The organism is Paraburkholderia sp. BR10923 (assembly GCF_040948765.1).
GTDB classification, from domain to species: Bacteria; Pseudomonadota; Gammaproteobacteria; order Burkholderiales; family Burkholderiaceae; genus Paraburkholderia; species Paraburkholderia youngii.
The window spans coordinates 1-20,875 of the sequence record NZ_JBFPKO010000010.1 but is presented as its reverse complement, the minus strand read 5'-3'; the positions used below and the strand labels follow the sequence as shown (position 1 = coordinate 20,875).

Annotated in this window: 14 protein-coding genes and 2 pseudogenes; 10 read left to right on the top strand and 6 right to left on the bottom strand. The window is 61.5% G+C overall.

What is annotated here, in order from left to right; translation table 11 throughout:
* Positions 1-19: 19 nt before the first annotated feature.
* The 3 genes and pseudogenes from AB3X94_RS20155 to AB3X94_RS20145 all read left to right on the top strand — a co-directional run bounded on the left by AB3X94_RS20155 (position 20) and on the right by AB3X94_RS20145 (position 2,466).
* Positions 20-1,081 carry a hypothetical protein gene (locus tag AB3X94_RS20155; protein WP_368612484.1) on the top strand — a complete coding sequence of 354 codons (1,062 nt, stop codon included), beginning with the start codon at positions 20-22 and terminating at the stop codon, positions 1,079-1,081.
* Positions 1,063-2,253, top strand: a pseudogene (dmeF, locus tag AB3X94_RS20150) (CDF family Co(II)/Ni(II) efflux transporter DmeF); the annotation flags it as partial. The gene AB3X94_RS20155 and the pseudogene dmeF, both read left to right, overlap by 19 nt.
* Positions 2,254-2,261: 8 nt before the next feature.
* Positions 2,262-2,466: pseudogene (locus AB3X94_RS20145) on the top strand (DUF1289 domain-containing protein).
* Between the two features lie 241 nt (positions 2,467-2,707).
* On the opposite strand, the gene AB3X94_RS20140 reads toward AB3X94_RS20145, so the two are convergent.
* The gene (locus AB3X94_RS20140) at positions 2,708-3,925 is read right to left on the bottom strand and encodes a hypothetical protein (protein WP_176107350.1); all 1,218 of its coding nucleotides are present in this window, start codon (positions 3,923-3,925) and stop codon (positions 2,708-2,710) included.
* An 847-nt stretch (positions 3,926-4,772) separates the two neighbouring features.
* On the opposite strand from AB3X94_RS20140, the gene AB3X94_RS20135 reads away from it, so the two are divergent.
* From AB3X94_RS20135 to AB3X94_RS20110, 6 genes are all read left to right on the top strand, one after another.
* Positions 4,773-5,222 (top strand): mucin-associated surface protein, encoded by a 450-nt coding sequence (locus AB3X94_RS20135; protein ID WP_176107351.1) that lies wholly within the window; start codon positions 4,773-4,775, stop codon positions 5,220-5,222.
* A 650-nt stretch (positions 5,223-5,872) separates the two neighbouring features.
* Positions 5,873-6,502, top strand: coding sequence for a transcriptional regulator (locus AB3X94_RS20130; protein ID WP_176384734.1), 630 nt, complete (start codon positions 5,873-5,875; stop codon positions 6,500-6,502).
* Complete coding sequence (locus AB3X94_RS20125; protein WP_176107353.1) at positions 6,492-7,463, top strand: ornithine cyclodeaminase family protein; 972 nt, start codon at positions 6,492-6,494, stop codon at positions 7,461-7,463. The genes AB3X94_RS20130 and AB3X94_RS20125 overlap by 11 nt, the downstream gene beginning before the upstream one ends.
* Positions 7,464-7,743: 280 nt before the next feature.
* Entirely contained in the window at positions 7,744-8,901 is a 1,158-nt protein-coding gene (locus AB3X94_RS20120) for a pyridoxal-phosphate dependent enzyme (RefSeq protein ID WP_246391991.1), read from the top strand.
* 53 nt (positions 8,902-8,954) lie between these two features.
* Positions 8,955-9,164: a hypothetical protein gene (locus tag AB3X94_RS20115; RefSeq protein WP_368612483.1), complete on the top strand. Its 210-nt coding sequence runs from the start codon at positions 8,955-8,957 to the stop codon at positions 9,162-9,164.
* Between the two features lie 63 nt (positions 9,165-9,227).
* A complete protein-coding gene (locus AB3X94_RS20110; RefSeq protein ID WP_368612482.1) occupies positions 9,228-10,157 on the top strand; it encodes an asparaginase domain-containing protein in 930 nt (309 codons plus the stop codon).
* Positions 10,158-10,466: 309 nt separating this feature from the next.
* On the opposite strand, the gene AB3X94_RS20105 is transcribed toward AB3X94_RS20110, so the two are convergent.
* Positions 10,467-11,558: a branched-chain amino acid ABC transporter substrate-binding protein gene (locus tag AB3X94_RS20105; protein WP_246392162.1), complete on the bottom strand. Its 1,092-nt coding sequence runs from the start codon at positions 11,556-11,558 to the stop codon at positions 10,467-10,469.
* Between the two features lie 1,096 nt (positions 11,559-12,654).
* Here AB3X94_RS20105 and AB3X94_RS20100 point away from each other — a divergent pair.
* Complete coding sequence (locus tag AB3X94_RS20100; protein ID WP_246391993.1) at positions 12,655-14,994, top strand: filamentous hemagglutinin N-terminal domain-containing protein; 2,340 nt, start codon at positions 12,655-12,657, stop codon at positions 14,992-14,994.
* Between the two features lie 320 nt (positions 14,995-15,314).
* On the opposite strand, the gene AB3X94_RS20095 is transcribed toward AB3X94_RS20100, so the two are convergent.
* The 4 genes from AB3X94_RS20095 to AB3X94_RS20080 all read right to left on the bottom strand — a co-directional run.
* Positions 15,315-17,717, bottom strand: a complete 2,403-nt coding sequence (locus AB3X94_RS20095) for a filamentous hemagglutinin N-terminal domain-containing protein (RefSeq protein WP_368612481.1) — start codon at positions 17,715-17,717, stop codon at positions 15,315-15,317.
* A gap of 634 nt (positions 17,718-18,351) precedes the next feature.
* On the bottom strand, positions 18,352-19,686 hold the full coding sequence (locus AB3X94_RS20090) for an amidohydrolase family protein (protein ID WP_368612480.1): 1,335 nt from the start codon (positions 19,684-19,686) through the stop codon (positions 18,352-18,354).
* 26 nt (positions 19,687-19,712) lie between these two features.
* Positions 19,713-20,498, bottom strand: a complete 786-nt coding sequence (locus AB3X94_RS20085; protein ID WP_176107358.1) for an alpha/beta fold hydrolase — start codon at positions 20,496-20,498, stop codon at positions 19,713-19,715.
* A partial coding sequence (locus tag AB3X94_RS20080) for a fumarylacetoacetate hydrolase family protein (protein WP_368612479.1) occupies positions 20,495-20,875 on the bottom strand: 381 nt, incomplete at its 5' end. The genes AB3X94_RS20085 and AB3X94_RS20080, both read right to left, overlap by 4 nt.

Below are 20,875 nucleotides of genomic sequence, written 5' to 3'. Positions count from 1 at the left end.
CGGGGCGGCTTGCGTCGGCGTGTACAACCTCGATGCGGATCTCGTTGAGTTTCTCGTCGAACGCCAGGGAACGGCCCGCCAGCTGCAATCCGTGCTGCGTGTGAACGTCATCGATGCTGCCACGCGCGGCGGCGACGAACTTCCCGATGTGGCCGGCCGCTATCAGCTTCTGGAGGCCGGGGTGCGATTCGTTCCGCGTTTTCCGTTCGAACCGGGCGTTCGCTATCGGGCAAGCTTCGATCCGCGGCCGCTCGGCCGGGTCGGGTATGCGGACGTGCTGACGCTCGAATTCTCGCTACCGAATCCGATCGGGGTCGACCCGGCTTCGGTGACGGGTGTCTTTCCATCCGCCGATGTGCTGCCGGAAAACCTGCTTCGCTTCTACGTTTGCTTTTCCAGCCCGATGCGGCGTGGCGGTGCCGAGGCGCAGATCCGTCTCATCGGCCCCGATGGACGGCCTGCGCACGACGTGCTCTATCGGCCTGCGCTGGAGCTTTGGGACAGGAACATGCGATGCCTGACGGTTCTGCTGGATCCGGGCAGGCTGAAACGCTGGGTAGGTCCCAATCGGGAACTGGGTCCGCCGCTGAGGTTGGGGCAACGCTACGCATTGGCCATCGGCTCGGCAATGGTCGACTCGTCCGGTCGTCCGCTACGGCAGAATTTCTACAAGCCTTTCGTTGTCGCACAGGCGGTCCGGGAGCTCGTCGCGCTCGCGGATTGGACGCTTCTACCTCCTGCCGCGCAGAGTTATCAACCTCTGGAGATGGTGTTTCCCAGGTCGCTGGATTGGGCGTTGCTGCGGCGCGCGATTATGGTCGTGGGCGATGACGGACTTCCGGTAGCAGGGCGCGTGGCGATCGAAAAGGGCGAAAGACGCTGGACCTTTACGCCGCATTCGCCCTGGACGGCGACGCGGCCAGCCATTCGCGTCGCGCCGTACCTTGAAGACGTCTGCGGCAACAACCTGTTCGAGGCGTTTGACGGGCCGCTCCGAGCGCACCGCGAATTGACCGTGGAACGCACCAACCACAGGATTCGCTTTGAACTCACACGAGCAGCGCACTGTGCAGTGCGATGATGGTGGCTGAAATTGTTGGCGGAAGCGTGTTCGGCTCGCTGGCGCTCGTCGCCGATGGCCTGCACATGTCGACACACGCCGGCGCAATGATGATCGCCGCTTTGGCATACACCTACGCGCGCAGACATGCGAGCGATAGCCGCTTCGTATTTGGCACCGGCAAGCTGGGCGACCTGGCGGGTTTTATCAGCGCTATCGTGCTTGCCATGATCGCGCTGCTGATTGGATATGAAGCCATTTCGCGCTTTCTCTCGCCCGTGCCCATCCACTTCGGTCAAGCGATTCCCATCGCGGTGCTCGGCCTGCTGGTGAATCTCGCAAGCGTCTGGCTGCTCAGCGGAAACCACCACGGCCACGATCATGGATATGGGCACAGCCACGGTCACGGGCATGGACATGAAGACGCACACGGTCATGAGGAAGAGGCGCATCGCATCTTCGGTAACGCGGGCGTTTTCGCCGTGTCGGTCTTCGAAGATGGTGTGCCGCCCGTTTTCCGCATTACGCCTGAAATGACTTCTTCGAGGCTGACCACCGACGCGGTATCAATTACGACGATTCGGCCCGACGGTTCCCGGCAGACCTTCACGTTTGAAGACCGTGGGAGCTATCTGGAGTCGAAAGATGACATTCCCGAGCCACATGCATTCAGGGCCATTGTCAGCTTGCCCGATGGTGAACGCTCGATCGAGTTCGAAGAACACGATCACAGTCACGACGAAGCGCATGCAGCGGCGAATCGCGATCACAATATTCGCTCGGCCTACATTCATGTCATCGCAGACGCGGCAGTTTCCGTGCTCGCGATCATCGGCATCCTGCTGGCCCGTGCGTTCGGCTGGGCCTGGATGGACCCGCTCGCAGGCGTAATCGGCGCCCTGGTAATTGCGAACTGGTCGTGGGGCCTGATGCGCGATACGGGAGGCATTCTGCTCGACATGAATCTGGATAAGCGCATGGCCGAAAACGTTCGTCACGTCATTGAAGACAACGGTGACGCCGTGCTTGACCTACATGTCTGGCGCGTCGGCCCCGGGCACATGAGCGCGGTGGTATCGGTCGTCACCAATGAAATACAACGCAGCCCGAGCTTCTATCACGCGGCGCTCAAACGCTTTAAGGGGCTGTCACACGTGACGGTAGAAGTGAATCCGACGCGTGCCGGCGCCTGAGACAAGCGATGGCAGTCAAATCACCGTGCGTCGAGGTATGCGCTTCCGACGGTAATACCGAGCTATGCATCGGTTGCTTTCTTTCGAACTCGAGAAGAAATTCGGGATTGGAAGAAGCTGACGGACTACCGGCGGCGGCAGATCCCGAATGAGAAATTCCGGCGACAGGCGAAGGTGATACGGGGCGCACCGACGGCCCAAGCGGAATGCTGAAGAGGTGGGTGTCTGGGCTTACACCACTTGAGTGTCCGTTCTGCAGCGCCTTGTGGTCCGTTCGCGGGGAACCGGTCAACGGCGGAGGTACGGCCGACCGCTTCAGGCAGTCGGCCATGAACGATCGGCCGTACTTTTCATGCTTGTACCATGAACCCCTTTACCCCGTAGCGTGTATTGCGCCTGCCGCGGCGCGAGTCGGTTCACAGCTGCACCGTGTCTGATGGCACCGCCGGATCCGTCACTGTTCCTCAAACGGCAATTTCCAGTCCGTGACTGCGTTCGTATTGTCATCGACCGCGGCAAAGTGCACGTGCTCGTTCATCACCCGACCAAACGCGATGCCGAACGCACCGTCTGGCGCCGGATCAATCGGCAGTTGCGCAACGAATTGCCCTTGCGGCGTGAACTCGACGAGTTCGCTCGGCTGTGCCGGATCGGGGTTGATCGCGTCGCCGTTTGAGGTGAAGAGATGGCCGTTCGGTCCTGACGCAAGACCGAGCGCTCCATGCAGGTGCTTGTTGTCCGCGTAGATCACCACGCCCTTGCCGCCGTCATGCTCTGAGGTGCCCGCGCCGAACACGGCGAAGATCGCATTGTCGACGATCGACGCGACGTAGAGCACATCGCGTAACGGATCGTACACGAGCCCGGCAGGCCCGATCTCCACTGCTGCCGGGTCGCCGCGGAACTGGTAGCCAGATGCGACCTGGATTGCCCTCACGAGATGCACGCCGCTGTCGTCGACCGTGACGTCGAGCCGCACAACGGTTCCGTTCAGCACGTTCGAGACGAACACTTTCGCGCGATCGCCCTGGTCGAACACCGTCATACCCCATGGTCCATCGATCTTCGCGGCGGTCGTCCACTGCGCGATCATGTTGCCGCTGCGGTTCACGATGATCAGCGAGCCGGGTTTTATCGTGTGGAACGTGCCGTCAGTAGTGGGGGTGTTACCGACCAGCACGAAGCCGCCGCGCAGCACATTGAGCGCCATGGTGAGGCCAAGCCCGGGGGGGCCCTGGAAGAACGTCGTGGCCTGCTTCGCGCCCGGCACGATCTTGACGATGGTAGTGCCGGTGCCCTGCACGTTCTGCGCATTGTTGAAGTTAGACACCAGCAGGTCGCCCGGCGCGATGGTGCCGTAGGTGGGAAAACCGGCCGGCACGAAGGCGACGCCATACGGATTGAGGTCACCATTGGCCGGCACGGTGGTCGATGTGACCGAGGGTGGCGGCAGCAATGGGACGGAATCTTCGGCGTACGCAAAGTTTGCTGCGCCGAGCGCGACGCCGATGCCGCACAGCGCGAGCAGCAGACGACGCCACGGGTAGCCGCGTGCGCTGCGCGCGGGACGGCCCGAACGGGCAGTACTTCGCGCGAGCATGGGCTGCGTTGCTTGCGCGGGATTGGCAGGCGCCGCAAGACGCGGAGCCAGGCGTGTGATGACAGTTTTCATGACTCGACTCTCCACGAAAGCTGCGTCAGCCTCCATCCACGCACGCGCGAACGCCCTGTGGGTGGTGTGCTGGCTGTCGCGAGCGATCCCGCCTGATGAGTTGCATTTGCGCCACGGCGAGCGCGCGAAGGCCCCTCACCGGCGGCGGGTGATGCATCAGGCGATACAGAGGCGGCGTTGTGGCAAGGTGCGCGGCAACACCGTTCTTGCCGGCACGACCGGTCCGGCAGTCACGGCGGCCCGGCCGCGAGACGGAGGGGACCGCACGTACGCACTAAACGGCTGCGCGCGGCAAATATTCCGGCGATAGCAGTCGAAATGCGCTTGCCGACTCCTCGGCTCAGCCGCCTTGCTCCTGACGACCTGGAAAGGACGAGGCAGCACCGCTTGACGCCGATGGCCCGCAGCGACGATTGGCAGCGGCGGGAACGAGTATTCGCATTGCATTCGCGGTGCGCGAGTCGGCCTTCGTTCGAGCGTCTCTGGTCGTCAAAGGCCAACTGCGACGAGGCGCTGGCAGACGAGCAGGAGCGTAGCCAACGACGATGCGCCAAACTTCAGGTCGCATTGCCGGCATGACGCACGCCATTTCCAGGCAGAAGATTAAGCAGGCCGTTCGGCGGAACACTTAGGCTTTTATGCGCGTCACGCGATGTGTTCGCTTGCGAACACATCCAGATCGAATGCGTCCATGCTGTGATCCATTATCGGGCTAGCGATGTGAGACCATGTGCTCTCCCACGCTGGCCACGCTGCCTGCGATAAAAAAGTCGACCGTAGGCGACGCGCATTTCATTGGGAATCCTTTGGGGGTTTCTACCATTAACTCGACCATATGAGGATTTCGATGACACTGAACGTGGACGGCACGGCTGGCGTGCCGGATGAGATCGTTACGACGCCGACCGATGAGTCAATCCAGGAGCCCAATGCGTCAGGGGACGTTGCGGATCTGGCGGTAGCTGAGTCAGCCGACGTTGCAGATGAGGCGGTAGCTGAGTCAGCCGACGTTGCAGATGAGGCGGTAGCTGAGTCGGGCGACGTCGCAGATGCGGCGGTAGCTGAGTCGGGCGACGTTGCGGATCTGGTGGAAGCTCAGTCAGGCGACGTTGCAGAAGTTGCGCAAGCCGGGTCAAGCGACGGTGCAGCTGTGGCGGAAGTTGAGTCAGGCGACGCCGTTGATGCGCAGGTAGCTGAAAGTGCGGGGGCGGATGCCGGCGCACCCGCTGATGAGAACCCAGCGGCCGATCCAGTAGATCCGGCCGTCGACCAAGACGGCGAAGTCAACGAGGATTGACGATCGGCACTCCGGGCAATCCTTGTACCGCCCCGTTTCGCACCCGGCACCGGGGAGTTGGTAACCGGTGCCGGAGCCACAGCCGGGGACATGTCGCGCCACGGACGGCGGCACGATCGGTGCGGGAGGCATAAGACTGCAAGTGGCCATGAGGCGTCATTTGCTCGCACGGTCGCGCAGACGTTCAAACGTCGGATCGAGTCAGGAACCGGCCGTTGCTTTAGCAAGAGTCGGAAGGTTGCCTGTTGGAGCGATCGAACGAGCATGGGGTACAACATTACGCGCAAACGCCTATCGTCGCCGCGTTCGGTTAATTGCGGAAAAGTGTGAATGCGCGCCATCGGGGTTCCCTGTGTTCGAGCGCTTCGCGGCAAGGTGACGGACGGCACCGTGCACTGCACGGGCCGAAAGGGGTGCCACAGATCTGTGACGGGCCCGATCAGAACGCCTTCTGGCGGGGTGTTAGGTCAGAGGAATCCACTAGAGCGTGGATGAGCATGTTGTCGTGCATGCACCGATTTATCAGGCGTTGGAAGCTCCTCGCCAAACAAGGCTCGGGCTTTTCATCTAGACGGTTTGTTAGGGGTTTGACAAATCTTCTAGTAATAGCCAAACTGCCCAGCATGCCAAAGAAAACGACTGGACCCAACATGCCGAAGAAAACTCCCGAACAGCAGCTACTGCTGGGGCAGATCAAACAGGTCGCCGAAGGGCTGGCCCTAACCTTCGCCCCCTTCACCGAGGTCGTGGTGCATGACCTTCTGGATCCGGAGCATGCGGTGCTCGCGATCCACAATAATCTGTCGGGTCGCGAGGTCGGACAACCTGCGACCGAACTTGGTCTGGCGCGGATCATGGACCCTGCCTATGAGCAGATCATCGCCAACTATCCGAACCAGTTCTCGGATGGCCGACAGGTAAAAAGCACTTCCATCGGTATCAAGGACTCCAAGGGCGACTACATCGCCGCGCTGTGCATGAACGTCGACCTCACCCTGTTCCACGGGTTCCAGAACGCGCTGAGCAGGTTCACGGCGGTCGAGGGCAGCACGCCGGCCAGGGAATCGCTGGACCCTGCTAACGCGGACCAAATTCGCGCCCGTATCGACGAGTTCGCCGCACGCCTGGCATCGACACCACGCTCGCTCAGGCCGGAGGATCGTCGCTCGCTGCTGAAGGAACTCAAAGCGGGTGGCCTGCTTGAGGTCCGTCGCGCGATGGACACCATCGCCGCCCACCTGGGCGTGTCCCGCGCTACGGTATACAGCGATGCCAAGTGACGCCACGCTCCTCCTCGTCGACAAGCACGTCGTCGAGCAACTGCTCGTACCGGACGATGTCATCGCCGCGGTGCGTGAGGCTTTCGAACTCCACGGACGGCAGGCGGGCCGCGTGTTTCCGGTGGTTCGAGAGAAGCTGAACACAGGCGGTATCTTTGGCATCAAGTCCGGCGATGTCGGTAGCCAGGACCTGCTGGGGTTCAAGGCAGCCGGCTTCTGGCCGTCGAACCGGTCGATCGGTGGCGAAGCGCATCAGGCCACGGTACTGCTATTCGATCCGGCCACCGGCCGGCCCCAGTGCGTGATCGACGGCAATGCCATCACCACAGCACGTACTGCTGCGGCCGGCGCCCTTGGTCTCTCTTTGCTCGCCCGTCAGGACAGCGCCGTGGCCACGGTCTTCGGCACCGGTATCCAGGCCAAGGCTCAACTCGCGTTTGCACTCAGAACGCTGCCTTCGCTGACGCACGTAAATTACGTCTCGTTGGATCGGGAACCGCAGGCAGACTTCGAATCTTTGTTTGCGGACCAATGCATGTTGAGATGCGCCGTGAATGCGGATGAGGCGGTCGCCCAAAGCGACCTCATTATCACCGCGACGACCGGTAGCGGCCCACTTTTCGATGAAACAGCCCTCCAGGCTGGGACGCATTTGAACTGCGTCGGCGCGGACACCCGAGGCAAGCGCGAGCTCCCCGTGGGCGTCCTGGATCGAGCCCGGATCGTCGTCGATGACCTGGAGCAGGCCCGCGAGCTTGGAGAACTGCAATGGGCACCGCAGACGGCTTCCGTCGAGATGGGAGACCTGCTCACGGGCCATGCCCAATGGCGGCGCGACCCGACAGATATCAGCGTTTTCGACATGACCGGCCTGGCCTTGCAGGACTTGACCGTCGCTCGATTGATCCACCGCCGCGCCACTGACCTCGGCCTCGGAGTCACCGTGGCGTGGCCCTGGTGATCGCTGTCCTGGCCTGAACCCAGAATCCGGAGGATCCGCGATGATGACCCGCACCGTGCATGCTCCTCGCCTTCATCGCACGTCGCCGCGCGACCTCCCCGCACGTAGTCGATGGCGGCCTCAACCGATCAATTCCTGATGCTAAGGGCGCCTGGCGTTTGGCTCCCTAAGGGCCGCCTTTTCATCAACCAATGGCCTTCCCGCAACACCCCACAACGTCATGGCCATCGTCGTCTTGCTCTTGCAGCGATCCGGTATGCGCCAACCAGGAGTCAGAAACTTGAAATCGCACTATGTTGAGCCGCTCAGCGGCGCGACCTATCCTTTAGACACGCCTCGGTGGTGTTCGGACAACCGCAAACCGCTCTTGATCTCGCCGCTGGCTGGAATTTCGCGAGATGACATCGACCGACACACTCGCTCCCAATGGCGCTATCGCGCATCGCTCGCCGTCGAGATCGTCTCCCCCATCTCCATGGGGGAAGGTTGCACCCCCCTGATCCAGAAGACATGGGACGACTACCGGCCGCATTTCAAGCTGGAGTGGTTCAGCCCCACAAGCAGCTTCAAGGATCGCGGCACCACGGTGATGCTTTCGATGTTACGGCAACAAGGTATCACGTCCGTTCTGGAGGACAGTTCAGGCAACGGCGGAGCGTCGGTGGCGGCTTATGGCGCTGCAGGCGCTATGCGCGTGAAGATTCTGGCGCCCGCATACGCGTCGCCCGCGAAGATCGCCCAGATGCGAGCCTACGGGGCGGAGGTACAACTGGTCGACGGGCCTCGACAGGCGTGTGAGGATGAGGCGGTCCGGCAGTCCGCGAGCATCTTCTACGCCAGCCACAATTGGCAGCCATTTTTCCTCGAAGGGACCAAGTCGGTCGGCTACGAGATCTGGGAGGACCTCAACTTCCAGGCGCCGGATAACATCGTCATGCCTGCAGGCGCGGGCAGCAATGTACTTGGCTGTTATCTGGCGTTCTCGGAACTGATGCGCGCGGGTCAGGTTCACAAAATGCCCAAGCTCTTCGTTTGCCAGCCATTGAACTGTTCTCCCATCGATGCCAGCTTCCAGGCGGGCGTCACGACTCCCGTTCCGCGCGAGGTTCGAAAGACAGTCTCCGAGGGGACGGCCATCGCCCATCCTCTGCGGCTGGCGCAAGTGGTCAACGCTGTCAGAGAGACGGGCGGCACGACTGTGGCTGTGGAAGAAGAAGCAATCGTTGAAGCTCTCAGGCGGATTGCGCGATTAGGTCTTCTGCCTGAGCTGACTTCGGCGACTGCGGTTGCAGGATTTGATCGGCTTACACAGGTTGGGGCGATTCGGGCGCGAGAGGAGACGGTTGTTCTGTTGACAGGCACGGGTATCAAGAACGCCGGAGCCATCGCGGATATTTACTCGGTTGATGAGCGCACGGTGCCCGTATTCGGCGACTAAGGGCGGGATGTTGCACTGACGGCCCAAGGCACCGAGCGTCGCTCGACGCGGCAATGCGTTCGGCACCGACACGAAAAGGCAAGCGCGAATTGCCGGAAGGCACCCTGCAAAAAGCGAAGCAATTCGTAGATGACAAACAGCAAAGTCGCCCGATCGGCGAGGGTCAGTGGGGTGACATGAAAGACGAAATCGAAATCGGCTGTACCCCGGCGGGCGAAATCGCAACATCACGCAGCCGAAAGACATCACCCTATTTGATATGACAGGACTGGCATTGATATTCCAGCGAGAAAATTTCGAAACTCTTGTCTAAAGGCCCAACCCTAATGAAAATCGGACTCCTCAATTGCGGCGGCACCATCACGGAAGACTATCAGGCTGACGGGACGATCAAGCGTCTATTGGCACACGATTTGATCGCATTGAGCGGTCAAGCAGACTGGATCGGACATGACATCGATCCTGTCGATAGCTGCGATCTGACCTTCGCCTCACTTTGCCGGGCTCGTGATGTCATGCGGCAGGATCGGGAGAGGGAAGCTTTCGTGATGTGTTGCGGCACTGACGCAATGGAAGATGTCGCCTATGCCGCCGCTCTGCTTTTTGATCGTGACCGGCCTGTCGTTTTGACCGGTGCTGCGATCCCCGGTGGCAATGCCAATGCCGATGGTCCGCGAAATCTGGCAGATTCTGCAAATCTGGCACGGGTCATGCCGCAGGGCGCGAGCGCCCTCGTTGCCTTCGCGGGACGGATTTTCGATCCGGTGTCGATCGTCAAGGTATGGCCGCAAGCCATTCAGCCCTTCGGACCAGAAACAGCGATCCGCGGCTCCATAGACGCCGATATCGTCACGCTCGCAGGATCGGGAATCGTTGACGAGAGTTACGCGGAACTCGATGTATCCGATCTCGGCGCCCGAGTTGCGATCGTCATGGAGACTTTCGGCTTACTCGTTGGCTTCCCGGATCTCTCCAAACTCGACGGTATCGTCGTGGCAGGCAAGGGCGCAGGGGGCTTCTCCGCGCAATCAGAGAGACTGCTGAGCGAAGCCGCACGGCACCTCCCTGTCGTGCTATCTACACGCTGCGCCCATGGTTTCCGGGTCAATCCAGCCGTAACCAAATATGCCTATGATCACGCCCACAACCTCGGCCTGATCACGGCAGGTTATGACGGTCTCAACGCATCAAAGGCAAGAATTCGGCTCATAGCCGAGCTTGGTCGTGCAAATCGCAGCGAGAAGGCTGGGCGCTGATCAGCGCCTCGTCCACTTGGGGCCTGTTTCAGCACCGTACTATTCGCGTAGGTGTAGACCGTCGAACCGGATGGGCGAGCAGTTGTCGTAGCGTATCGCCGCTTCGCTATCTTAGGCGTCGATCTACAGCAGCTACACGCCGCACATCCCAGTCAATCACGGTCGCGACGCGCCGCTTGCAGTGCCCTCGTGCTGAGCGCACAAGAGAAACGCCGCCGGTGACGGCGGCCATTCAAAGATTTCAGCAAAAATCCCCCCGGTGCGGTTCGGCGCGGGGGCTTGGAGGCTCCCGCGTCAGCCCTGCTTCGATTACATCTTCTCGACCTCGAGAAGGGTCCGCTTGCCTTTGACGTACTTGTAGAGCGAGATGGAGCTGTCCTTCAGGTCGCCGTGCTCGTCGAACCGGATATTGCCAATCAGGGTGTTGAGATTGGTCGAGGGCATGGCGGACAGGATACCGGCGCGCGTGACCGAGTTGGAGCGTTTCATGGCATCGACGATCACGTAGACGGCGCTGTACGCAACCGGCGAGTAGACCACCGGATCGTGGCCGTACGCGGCCTTCAGTTCCTTGCCGAACGCGGCGCTGCCGTCCATCGCGGACAGATCGCCGCCCGCGACCGAGCAGACCAGGTTATCGGCGGCGTTGCCGGCCAGCCTGGCCAGGTCGGTGGTGCAGACGCCGTCTCCCGCCAGGATCCTGGCGGAGACTGCCAACTGCAAGGCCTGCTTGGCGAAGGGGCCGCCGGTGGCGTCCTCGCCGCCATACATGATGGCGTCGGGGCGTTCGGCTTTGATCTTGGTCAGGATGGCCTTGAAGTCAGTGGCCTTGTCGTTGGTAGCGTCGCGCGATAGCACCTGGATGCCTTCGGCCTTGGCGGTCTTCTCGAACTGGTCCGCAAGGCCCTGGCCGTAGGCCGTGGCGTCGTCGACGATGGCGACCGTCTTGACCTTCTGGTTTCGGGCGTACTTGGCCAGGGCGGGGCCCTGCTGGGCGTCGGTGCCGATCACACGGAAGGCGGTCTTGTAGCCTTGCAGCGTGTACTGCGGGTTGGTAGAGCCCGGGGTGATCTGGGTGACGCCGTTGTCGCGGTAAATTTTGGACGCGGGGATAGACACGCCGGAGTTCAGGTGGCCGATCACTGCCACGACGCCGTCGTCGACCAGCTTCTGCGCGACATTCGTACCTGTCCTGGGATCGGCCTGGTCATCCAGCGAATCGACCTCGAGGACGACCTTCTGGCCACCGATGACCAGATTGCCCGCCTTGTTGATTTGCTGGACGGCAAGCTTGACGCCATCGGCCGCATCTTGGCCCATGTGGGCAATGTTGCCGGTCAGCGGGGCGGCGCTGCCGATCTTCACAGTCACGTCGGCGAGAGCAGCTTGACCACAGGCCATGGCGATGCAGGCGAGAGGCAGCGCGGCGCTGATGGGTTTGAGATGAAATTTCATATGCTTGAGCCTCTTGTTGAACTGGGTTGCTGTTGAAAAATGCGTACGGCGTCTCCTATCGAAGTAATCGACGTTCGCGATATTTTCGAATGTAAGTATTCGTCAGAGCCGCCTATCAACCGAGGAAGCGGGCACGCTCGTTGGCACTCCTTAGCGTGACCATTGGGCAAACTGGCGGTGGTCAGGGGCCCACCTGTTCCATAGGGGACCCCGTCTTTCTAGAAAGATTATCTAGAATTAAATAAATTGTATTGTAGGGGTAAACACTTAGTGCGGGTCCGACTTCCGACCATGGGGTGAACTACTGATAGATGGAGGGGAGGCCGAGATTCGAAATCCGCCGCATCTCGGTCTAGGCAGTTGACTTGAACGTAACATCGCTCGCCGGATCGACTGGTGGCACGTGGCGCAGCCGATCCAGCAGATACGCACCGCTGTCGACGCCTCGGGGCTGAATGCGATCGGGATTACGCGAAGTCTCGAAGACCTCCAAAGCAGCCACCCATTCCGTCAAGCACGAGCGGCCGATGAGGGTCGACTGCTGCCCGACGCGGCCGATCTATGGCCGACCATGCCCGCCGGTCTACGTCGGGCCGGGGTCGGCCATCAAGGGTCATTCGCCCCTCCCGTTGGACGGACGTTCAGACGTCGGTTCTGCAAACGCTAGCGGCCATTGGCCGCCGCAACGCGAGCATCTATCTTTTTGATCAACATTTTTTCGGTCAACCGTAAACGACAGGCCCCTTGCTCCTATCGCCCGGCCGCAATGTGGCGTCGGATTCTTGTCGAGGCGCACCATAGATCCCGCCCCGCAATAGTTGGCGCAAAAGACCTCGCCGGAAGGCGCGATAAACAGACATATCGGCATGCGTTCGCTGCGCCGACTGCTATTCTTCAGACGCAGGGGCTCCCGCGGTTCCGGTCGGCTCTGCGGGGTCATCGACGCCATTCCGCACTCTCGCGGAAAGGGGGGTGTATGTCGCGTCCAGAACTACCTCGGCCCGCGCGACGCGCGCTGCATCGTCGGCAGTCAAACGAACGCATGTGGCTCGCCCTCGGCATTTTGCTCACCGGACTGTCCTTTGCACATGCCACGCTCGCGGCGGGCACATTGCCTCTAGGCGGCACTTATGTGGCCGGCGCCGGCACGATAGCAAGCCAGGGAAACGGCCTCATGGTCACGCAACCGGGTTCGACGCGCGGCGTGATTGACTGGAACAGTTTCTCGATCGGCAGGAACAACAGCGTGACGTTCGACAACGGCTCGGGCGCGACGCTGAACCGCGTGACGGGAGGCTCGCCGTCCGCCATCTTCGGCCGGCTCAGTGCAACGGGGAGCCTGTATGTGATCAATCCGCAAGGCATCGTCGTGGGGCCATCTGGCGTCATCAGCACGGGTGGCCGCTTCGTCGCGTCAACGCTCGATGTCGGTAACTGTGCGTTCATGCAGGGCAATGGTTCCCTCACGCTGTCGGGCACCACCGACGCAAGCGTGATCAACCTCGGCAGGATCAGCTCGAGCGGCAGCGATGTGTTCCTGATTGCGCGAGGCGCGGTCGTCAATGCGGGCACGATCAAGGCGCCAAACGGCACCGTCGAACTGGCCACCGGCGAACAGGTGCTGTTGCAGGACTCGACCAGCAGCAAACAGGTTTTCGTGCAGACGGGCAGCGGTGGCACAGTCGTCAACAGCGGACGTATCGCCGCCGCGCAGATCAGCCTGCAGGCCGCCGATGGCAACGTGTACGCGCTCGCCGGCGGGGGCACGCGCATCCGGGCGACGGGCACGGCGAACCGCGACGGCCACGTGTGGCTCGTCGCCGACGGCGGCCGTGTCGAGCAGTCGGGCGTGATCACGGCCCACAACGCGGACGGCAGCGGCGGGACCGTCGATACAGGCGCGGCGCAACTGGCATTCGGCGCCGGGGCCGCCGTCCGTGCCGGCAAATGGAATCTGTCGACGCCCGCGTTCACGATCGACCCGTCCGCTGCACGCGCACTGCGCCGCAGCCTGAATGCGGGCACCTCGGTCGATGTCACCACGACAGGCGCGATGAACGCGACGGGCGACATCGACATTGCATCGAACCTGAGCTGGCAAGGCCCCGCTTCGCTGACGCTCGACGCGTACCGCAACGTGTCGGTCGCGAGCGGCACGACCATCGCGAACAATGGCACGGGCAATCTCCGCTTGCGCGCCGACGCAACCGGCATCGACAACGGCGGCGGCGTCGTGAACAACGGCACGCTCGACTGGTCGAACAGCACCGGTTCGCTGAGCGCTTTCTACGACATGAACGCCACCTACGTTGCCGGTACCCAGCTAAGCAACCCGGCATGGACGCCCGTCGCATTCAGCGGCCTCGTTACGCAGATCACCGCGTACAGGCTGGTGAACTCGCTGACCGATCTGACGGACGTCGCCAACGATCTCACGGGAAACTACGCGCTCGGCACGAACATCGATGCGAGCGCGACGAGCAACAGCCCCTTCTTTTCGATTGGCAACGCCAACACGCCTTTCACGGGTCAATTCGACGGACAAGGCAATTCGATCACGTCGCTTACGCTTGCGCCGTTGGGCGGCATGTTCGGTGCAATCGGCGCCCAAGGTGTCGTGCGCAACATGAATATTTCTGGCACGGAGAGCGTTGCCATCGGATTCATCGGGCCAATTGGCATCCTGGCTGGCGCGAACAACGGCCGGGTAGTAGGAGTGAACACGTCCGGCACAGTGATCAGCAGCGGACCAGAGGCGGCTTCTTCGCCCGACTATTCGATAGCGGGTGGGCTGGTGGGCATCAACACGGGCTCGATCCTGCGTTCTTCGAGCAGCGCCGCTGTGACCGCGGGTTATGTGCTCGGCGGTCTGGTGGGTGCGAATACCGGCCTGATCAATCAGTCGTTTGCTACGGGGCCCGTCGTATCGCTGAGCTATATCAACCAGGGGGGCGGCGGCCTTGTCGGTGATAACAGCGGCACGATCAACCAGTCTTACGCAACCGGTTCGACCACGCTTCGGGGCTACTGCAGAGGCGCATCCGGTACGCCATGCGGCGGCGCCGCACTCGTCGTCACGAACGAAGGAACGATCAGCCAGTCATTCGCAACCGGCCTCGTGACCCAGCCGTTCTACGAACCCATCGGCATCGCGCGAACCAATACCGGCACGATCGGCAACGACGTGTACTGGAACATCGACACCACGGCCGCCACGATCGCCGTCAGGTACGGCACACCGATTCCCGCAGCGAACGGGCTGAGCACCGCTCAGATGAGCACGCCTACCTCGTTCGTGGGATATGACTTCAGCCCGACCGGGGTGTGGGCGATGCCTGCCGGCGCGACGCATCCGGTGTTGCGCTGGCAACTGGCGCAATGACACACGCGGAGTCAGTCAGTAGGGCTGTTAGCGAGCTTTCGACGCGGGATGATCTTGCCCACGAATCTGCCACGGCACGCGTCCAAAAAGGCCTCGAACACACCAACGATTTCGCCTCACGAATGTCCGCTGTGCTCGGAGACGAACCGCTCAGGTCGCACCCGGGCGACTGGCTGAATCGGGTCGGCTGGCGCCGACCGCGTCGGCTGCCCGCTTTATCAATGACACCCGCTTGAGATACGGTTGCCAGTCCCCGAAGCGGAGTCGTGCGAAACTGCCACGGAAACTTACTCACGACCCTGGTCACCCATACCCGGATATCAACGTCCGGCCAACCAGCGCAGCGCCGGCCCGTTAGAGGACATCACCCATGTACCGGTCGCGCTGAAATCCCAGGTCGGGCCGAAGCTCGCACGGTCGAGTAGCTGGGCATTAGTGAGTCCGCTCGCATCTGCCACCGGTGTTCCAGAGCCCACCCCCGTAGTCGCGCCGGAAGACTCGCTGTTCCAGAACACGTCCGGGGCGATGCTTCCGCTATTGATGCCAGCAATACCGCCAGTCGTCGCACCCGGATCAGGCATAAGCGTCGATTGGGAATAGGACTCGCGGATGACGCCCGCATTGCTGCCCACGATGCCGCCGACCACCGCGCCACCGTTCACGCCACCCCCTACGATCTCCTCGGACATGGATTGGTTGATCCGGCCATTGTTCACACCGACGAGTCCACCGAGCGTGGCTTGCGCACCGCCCGTCACACTACCCAACGCAATCGACTGGTCAATGCAACCGTCGTTCGTACCGGCAAGGCCACCCACGGTTCCAGCCCCGCTCACGCTCACGCCGGCGAATGACTGTTCCACTCGGCCCCTATTTTCGCCGACGATCCCACCGGCCACGCTGCTTGTGTCACCCGTGGATTGCACGCTACCGAAGGCGCCAATCCGCACGATGAGCCCATAGTTGGTGCCCGCCAGCAAGCCGACCGGTCCTGCGGAGGAGGTCGCTGAGCTTTGTGAAAGATCAAGATTGCGCACGACGCCTGTCTTGCCGATCACGCCGAAAAGTCCGGTATCGGCGCTGCCGGAGATGTTCAGTCCCGAGATGCCGCCATGGCCCATACCGTCGAACTGGCCGGTGAACGGTGTGGCAGCGGTGCCGATGCCGCCGAAATTCACCGGATTCAGGAAATCGATTGCCCGGTTGCCCATCGCATAGTTGCCGGCGAGGTTGTTGTTTACCGCACTGAGGTCTGCCAGGTAGTTAATGAGCTGATAGGCAGTGATCTGGGTCACCAGGCCACTAAACGGCGCGGCACGCCAGGACGGATTGCTGCGCAATGTACCGGGCGTGTAGCTGCCGTTCATGTCGTAGAGCGCCGTGACGATGCCCGTGCTTCGCGACCAGTTGATCGTGCCCAGGTTGGTCACGCTGCCGCCGTTGTCGAATCCCGACGAGTCGGCATTGAGAATCAGCGAGCCTGCGCCGTGGTTGGCGACGGTCGCGTTCGGCGCAATGGTCAGCGAGTGCGCCGCGTCGAGCGTCAGCGAGGTGGCGCCGTGCCAGCGCACACTAGCCTCAATCGCGATGTCTCCCTTGCCGGTCGCCCCACGTTGACCGTCAGCGCCGTTCGCGTCCACGTTGATCGAGGCACCGTGGCTCAGGCTTGCGCTTAGCGTGCGAGCGGTAGGGGCGTCCGCGATGAAGTCCCCAGTTGTAATGTTCCAGGTTTTCGCCTGAACGTCCGCGCCGCCGACCTCGACCTCCTTGCCGGACATATCGACCGCGCCGCCGCTGCCGTCCGCATTGCGTGCGCTGATCTGCGCCCTGCGCGCATCCACGTTGCCAGTGTTGATCACCGACGTCGCGGTCTCGGTGTTGGCGACCAGCCACACGTGGCCGGCGCGTGTCGCCGTGCCGGTGGCACGCAGCGCGCCCGAATGACCGGCGAGCGCGAAAATGTTGCCGTCGGCCGCCTGCAGATTGATGATCGCCGCCTGCACCGAGCCCGTGTTCATTATCGTGCCGCCGCTTCCCACATCCACGAAAACTTGCTGATACGTGCCGTCCAACAGACGGACCTGATGCCCCACGGCAAGTTCGGCATTGCCGTTTGGCGCATCGATCGTCCCTGCGTTCTTGACCTTGTTCGCCGATATGAGGAACACGTCCCCGCCCGACGAGATGAGCTTGCCGAGATTGATCACATTGGCCGTGGAACTGCCCGCGTACACCGACCCACCGATTGCGGGCGGATTCAAGAATGTGTCGTTGGGGATGTCGAGCGTCGAAGCGACGAAGCGGCCGCCCGTCGAGACCACGCCGTTTCGCCCGATTAAAACCCCATGCGGGTTGACAAGGTACACACTGCCGGTGCCGCTCAACGTGCCGAGGATGGTGGAGAAGTCGTTACCCGTTACGCGGTTGAGTGTCGCGCCAGTGCCGTTGTTAATTGAAACCGTGGCGCGCCGTCCGATCGAGAAACTGTCCCATTCGATAATGCCCCGCGAGCCTGTTTGCGTGATGTTCAGGTTCGTGCCGTTCTGGGCAATGCTTCCTGATCCGCCTACGAAGCGGCCGCCTTGCGGCAGCGGCCCTGCGGCGAAGGCGTGTTGTCCAGAGAGCAGTACTGTCAGTGCAGCGACAAACAGCGAGAGCTTTCGCGACGACCGACAGGTTCCAGATGCGCGTTGCAGACGCGCCAAACCAGCAGCAGGGCTCATACGTCCTCCGTGTAACGGAGTACGATCGGCACGCGCCAGAAAGGGCGCGAACTGCGCGACCTATGTATGAAGATTAGCGCGAGACGTTTTCCAGATGCGCCTAAATCTACGCGTTTTGCGCCCTTCGTCACAATGTGTGTTGCTTCAGGATTACCGCCCGAGGGATAGGCCGACTTCGCGGCCTCGCGCACGCGGATGAAGGTGCGGCGCGCATTAAGAGGTCGAAGACTGGCGGTTAATCGAATGGCCGTTCGGGCTGGGAAAGCTGCCTTCGCTTTCGCGTCAGGCCGAAGGACGGCTATGGGTCGACTGCTGCCCGACGCGGCCGATCTATGGCCGACCATGCCCGCCGGTCTACGTCGGGCCGGGGTCGGCCATTTGGAGACGTTGCCGACCTTCGGGCCGTAGCCGCCCTAACGGCCGGTTCTCTTCCGGGAAGCGTCATTGACCGGGTGTTGCGCACCGCTGGGAGAGGCAGCGGTCTTCCTATGCTTGTCCTTGCATCACGAACGTTGCCGACGAACGACGTTTCCGTCTGGAGCCCGCAAACCGGTCAGTCTTGCGCTCGATAGAGCCCGTAACCGACCGGTGGCAGACACATTTTCGGCACGAGCTGCAGGGTCCGTCCGAAATGCTAGTGCTGCAATGCTTCAGCCACTCCGGCGTCTTGCGTCGCTTTTGCAACCGGTGACGCATGGACGCTCGCACTAACCGGTTCGCTGTCCTTGCAGTGCTTATAGATGTCACCGCCCTTCATGACCATCAGGATTCTGGTCGGGTCTTGCATGACTTTCAGGTCCTCCAGCGGATTGCCGTCAATGAGGAGGATGTCAGCGTAAAATCCCGGCGCAATCTGGCCGATGCTGTCGGGTTGCATCATGATCTCGCCGCCAAGCTTGGTCGCCGCCAACAGGATTTCCTTGGGCGTCATTCCGATGTACTTTTGGAAGTGCTCAAGGTCACGCGCATTCGTCCCGTGAGGCATCCACGCAAAGCCGTAGTCGCCGCCCGGCAGAATGCGGATTCCCCGCTTGTGCATCTTCTGCAACGTGTCAGCCGCAATTTCGAGTTCGCGCGCATAGCCCATCTTCGTCGCGACTTCCGTCGAAATTCCCCACTGTTCAGCGTGGTAAAGCGTACTCACGAGCCAGCCAATGCCTGGGGCGACAAAGTGCTTATCCTTGTTCGCCTCGAGCATGTCGAGCGCTTCCTCGTCCGCGAAGCTCGCGTGATAGACGAGTTCAATGCCGTGCCGCACGCACTGCTTCACAGATTCAGCGGAGCGCGCATGCGCGGCAACCCGCTTGCCCGCGCGTTTGGCCTCCGCGGTACACATCGCGATTTCTTCTTCGGAAAACGGTGAGGCCTCTGCAGGAATGCCCGCGATATATTCGCCAGACAGGTTGAGTTTGAGATGGTCAACGCCGTATTTGAGGAACATGCGTGTCGATTTGCGCATCTCTTCCGGCCCGCACACGACTTCGCCAAAGCTAAGCTCACGGAACGGGAGGTGCGAAAGAGTGTTGTCGCCCAGACCGCCCTGAACGGTAATTTCCTGGCTGCCTGCGAGATAGCGCGGGCCGGGAAATTCGCCGGCGTTGATTGCATTGCGCGTCACCACGTCGAGGCGCGGCTTCGCAGTTGCCGCACCGATGGCGGACGTCCAGCCCATCTCCAGATAGCGCTTCGCCACGCGGACGCACCACAGAATATGTTCTTCGGGCGGCATGAACTGGATCGCACTGAGCGACGGCTGGTCATTCCACGAGAAGTGCGTGTGCGCTTCGGTCATGCCCGGCATGAGGAATTTGCCCTTGCCGTCGATGATCTGGAACCCCTCGCGCGATACCGATTCTTCCGCTTGGGAAACGCGCGTGATTCGATCATCTTCGACGAGTACCTCGCCCCGAAAAGGGTCGGTGCCGCTGCCGTCGAAGATGTTCACATTGGTGAAAAGGATCTTAGCCATGTCTCCTCCATTTCTCCTGGAAGGTGTTAGTTCGCCGTCTTGTAGAAGCTTTGAAGTTCGGCCGTGCACTCGGCCGGCTTTTCAAAGGTAGTCCAGTGACCGCAGCCCGCAAGGACCGTCACCTTGCTGCCCGCGATACGCTCTCCCATGGCCTTGACTGCGGCCGGCTGGCCTACACCGTCCTCATCTCCCGTCACGAGCAGCGTCGGCACTTTGATGTTGTCGACGTTCGCTCCCTGCGCTCCGGCCAGCGCTTCGCAGCTCTGCGCATATCCTTCCGGTGTTTGGCGCATTACGCTTTCGCGTACGAGCGCCACCGTCACCGGGCGCTGGGCCTTGGTCTCCACGCTCGTTGCACCCTTAACGATTGCGTCCGCCACTTCCTGCACGCCGACGATGCCCTTGTCCCGGCACAGTGCGGCGCGTGCCTTCATTCCGTTGCGACCGGCTTCTGGCGGTTCAATCAACGGACCGAACAACGCCAGACTCTTCACCAGGTCCGGATGCTTCAGAGCAAGGTGTTGAGCGACGATGGTGCCCATCGAGTGCGCGACGATGTGCGCCCCGGACACCTTGAGCTCACCAAGAACAGCGGCAATTGTCTGAACGTACAGCTCAATGGACAGAGGCTCCGACGCGAGTTCCGAGCGCGAACTGCCGGGCAGGTCAAGGCGGATGACCTTCATGCCTTCGAACGCGGGCAACACAGGCGTCCAGTTATTCGAGGAACCTGCCAGACCGTGGATACACACCACCGGTTGACCATCACCATCAATTTCCACAACCACGTTTTTGACCAAAGTCGTCGTCATTCACCCACCTCGTTTTCAAGAACACCTACGTTTTCGATTTCGATACGAACCACATCGCCCTTTTGAAGAAATCTGGGCGGTGTGAACCCAATACCGACTCCTGCCGGAGTACCCGTCGCAATGACGTCACCCGGCTGCAATTCGATGCCAGCAGAAAGGGTCTCGATAAGCGTTGGAATGTCGAATATCAGTTGCGATGTATTCGAGTTCTGACGCAGTTCGCCGTTGACCCAGCACTTGACATCGATGTTTTGCCCATCGACTTCGTCTGCAGTGACCACGTACGGGCCCATCGGGCAGAAGCCGTCCAGCGACTTGCCGAGAAACCACTGACGATGGAGCTTTTGCAGGTCCCGCGCGGTAAAGTCGTTAATCAC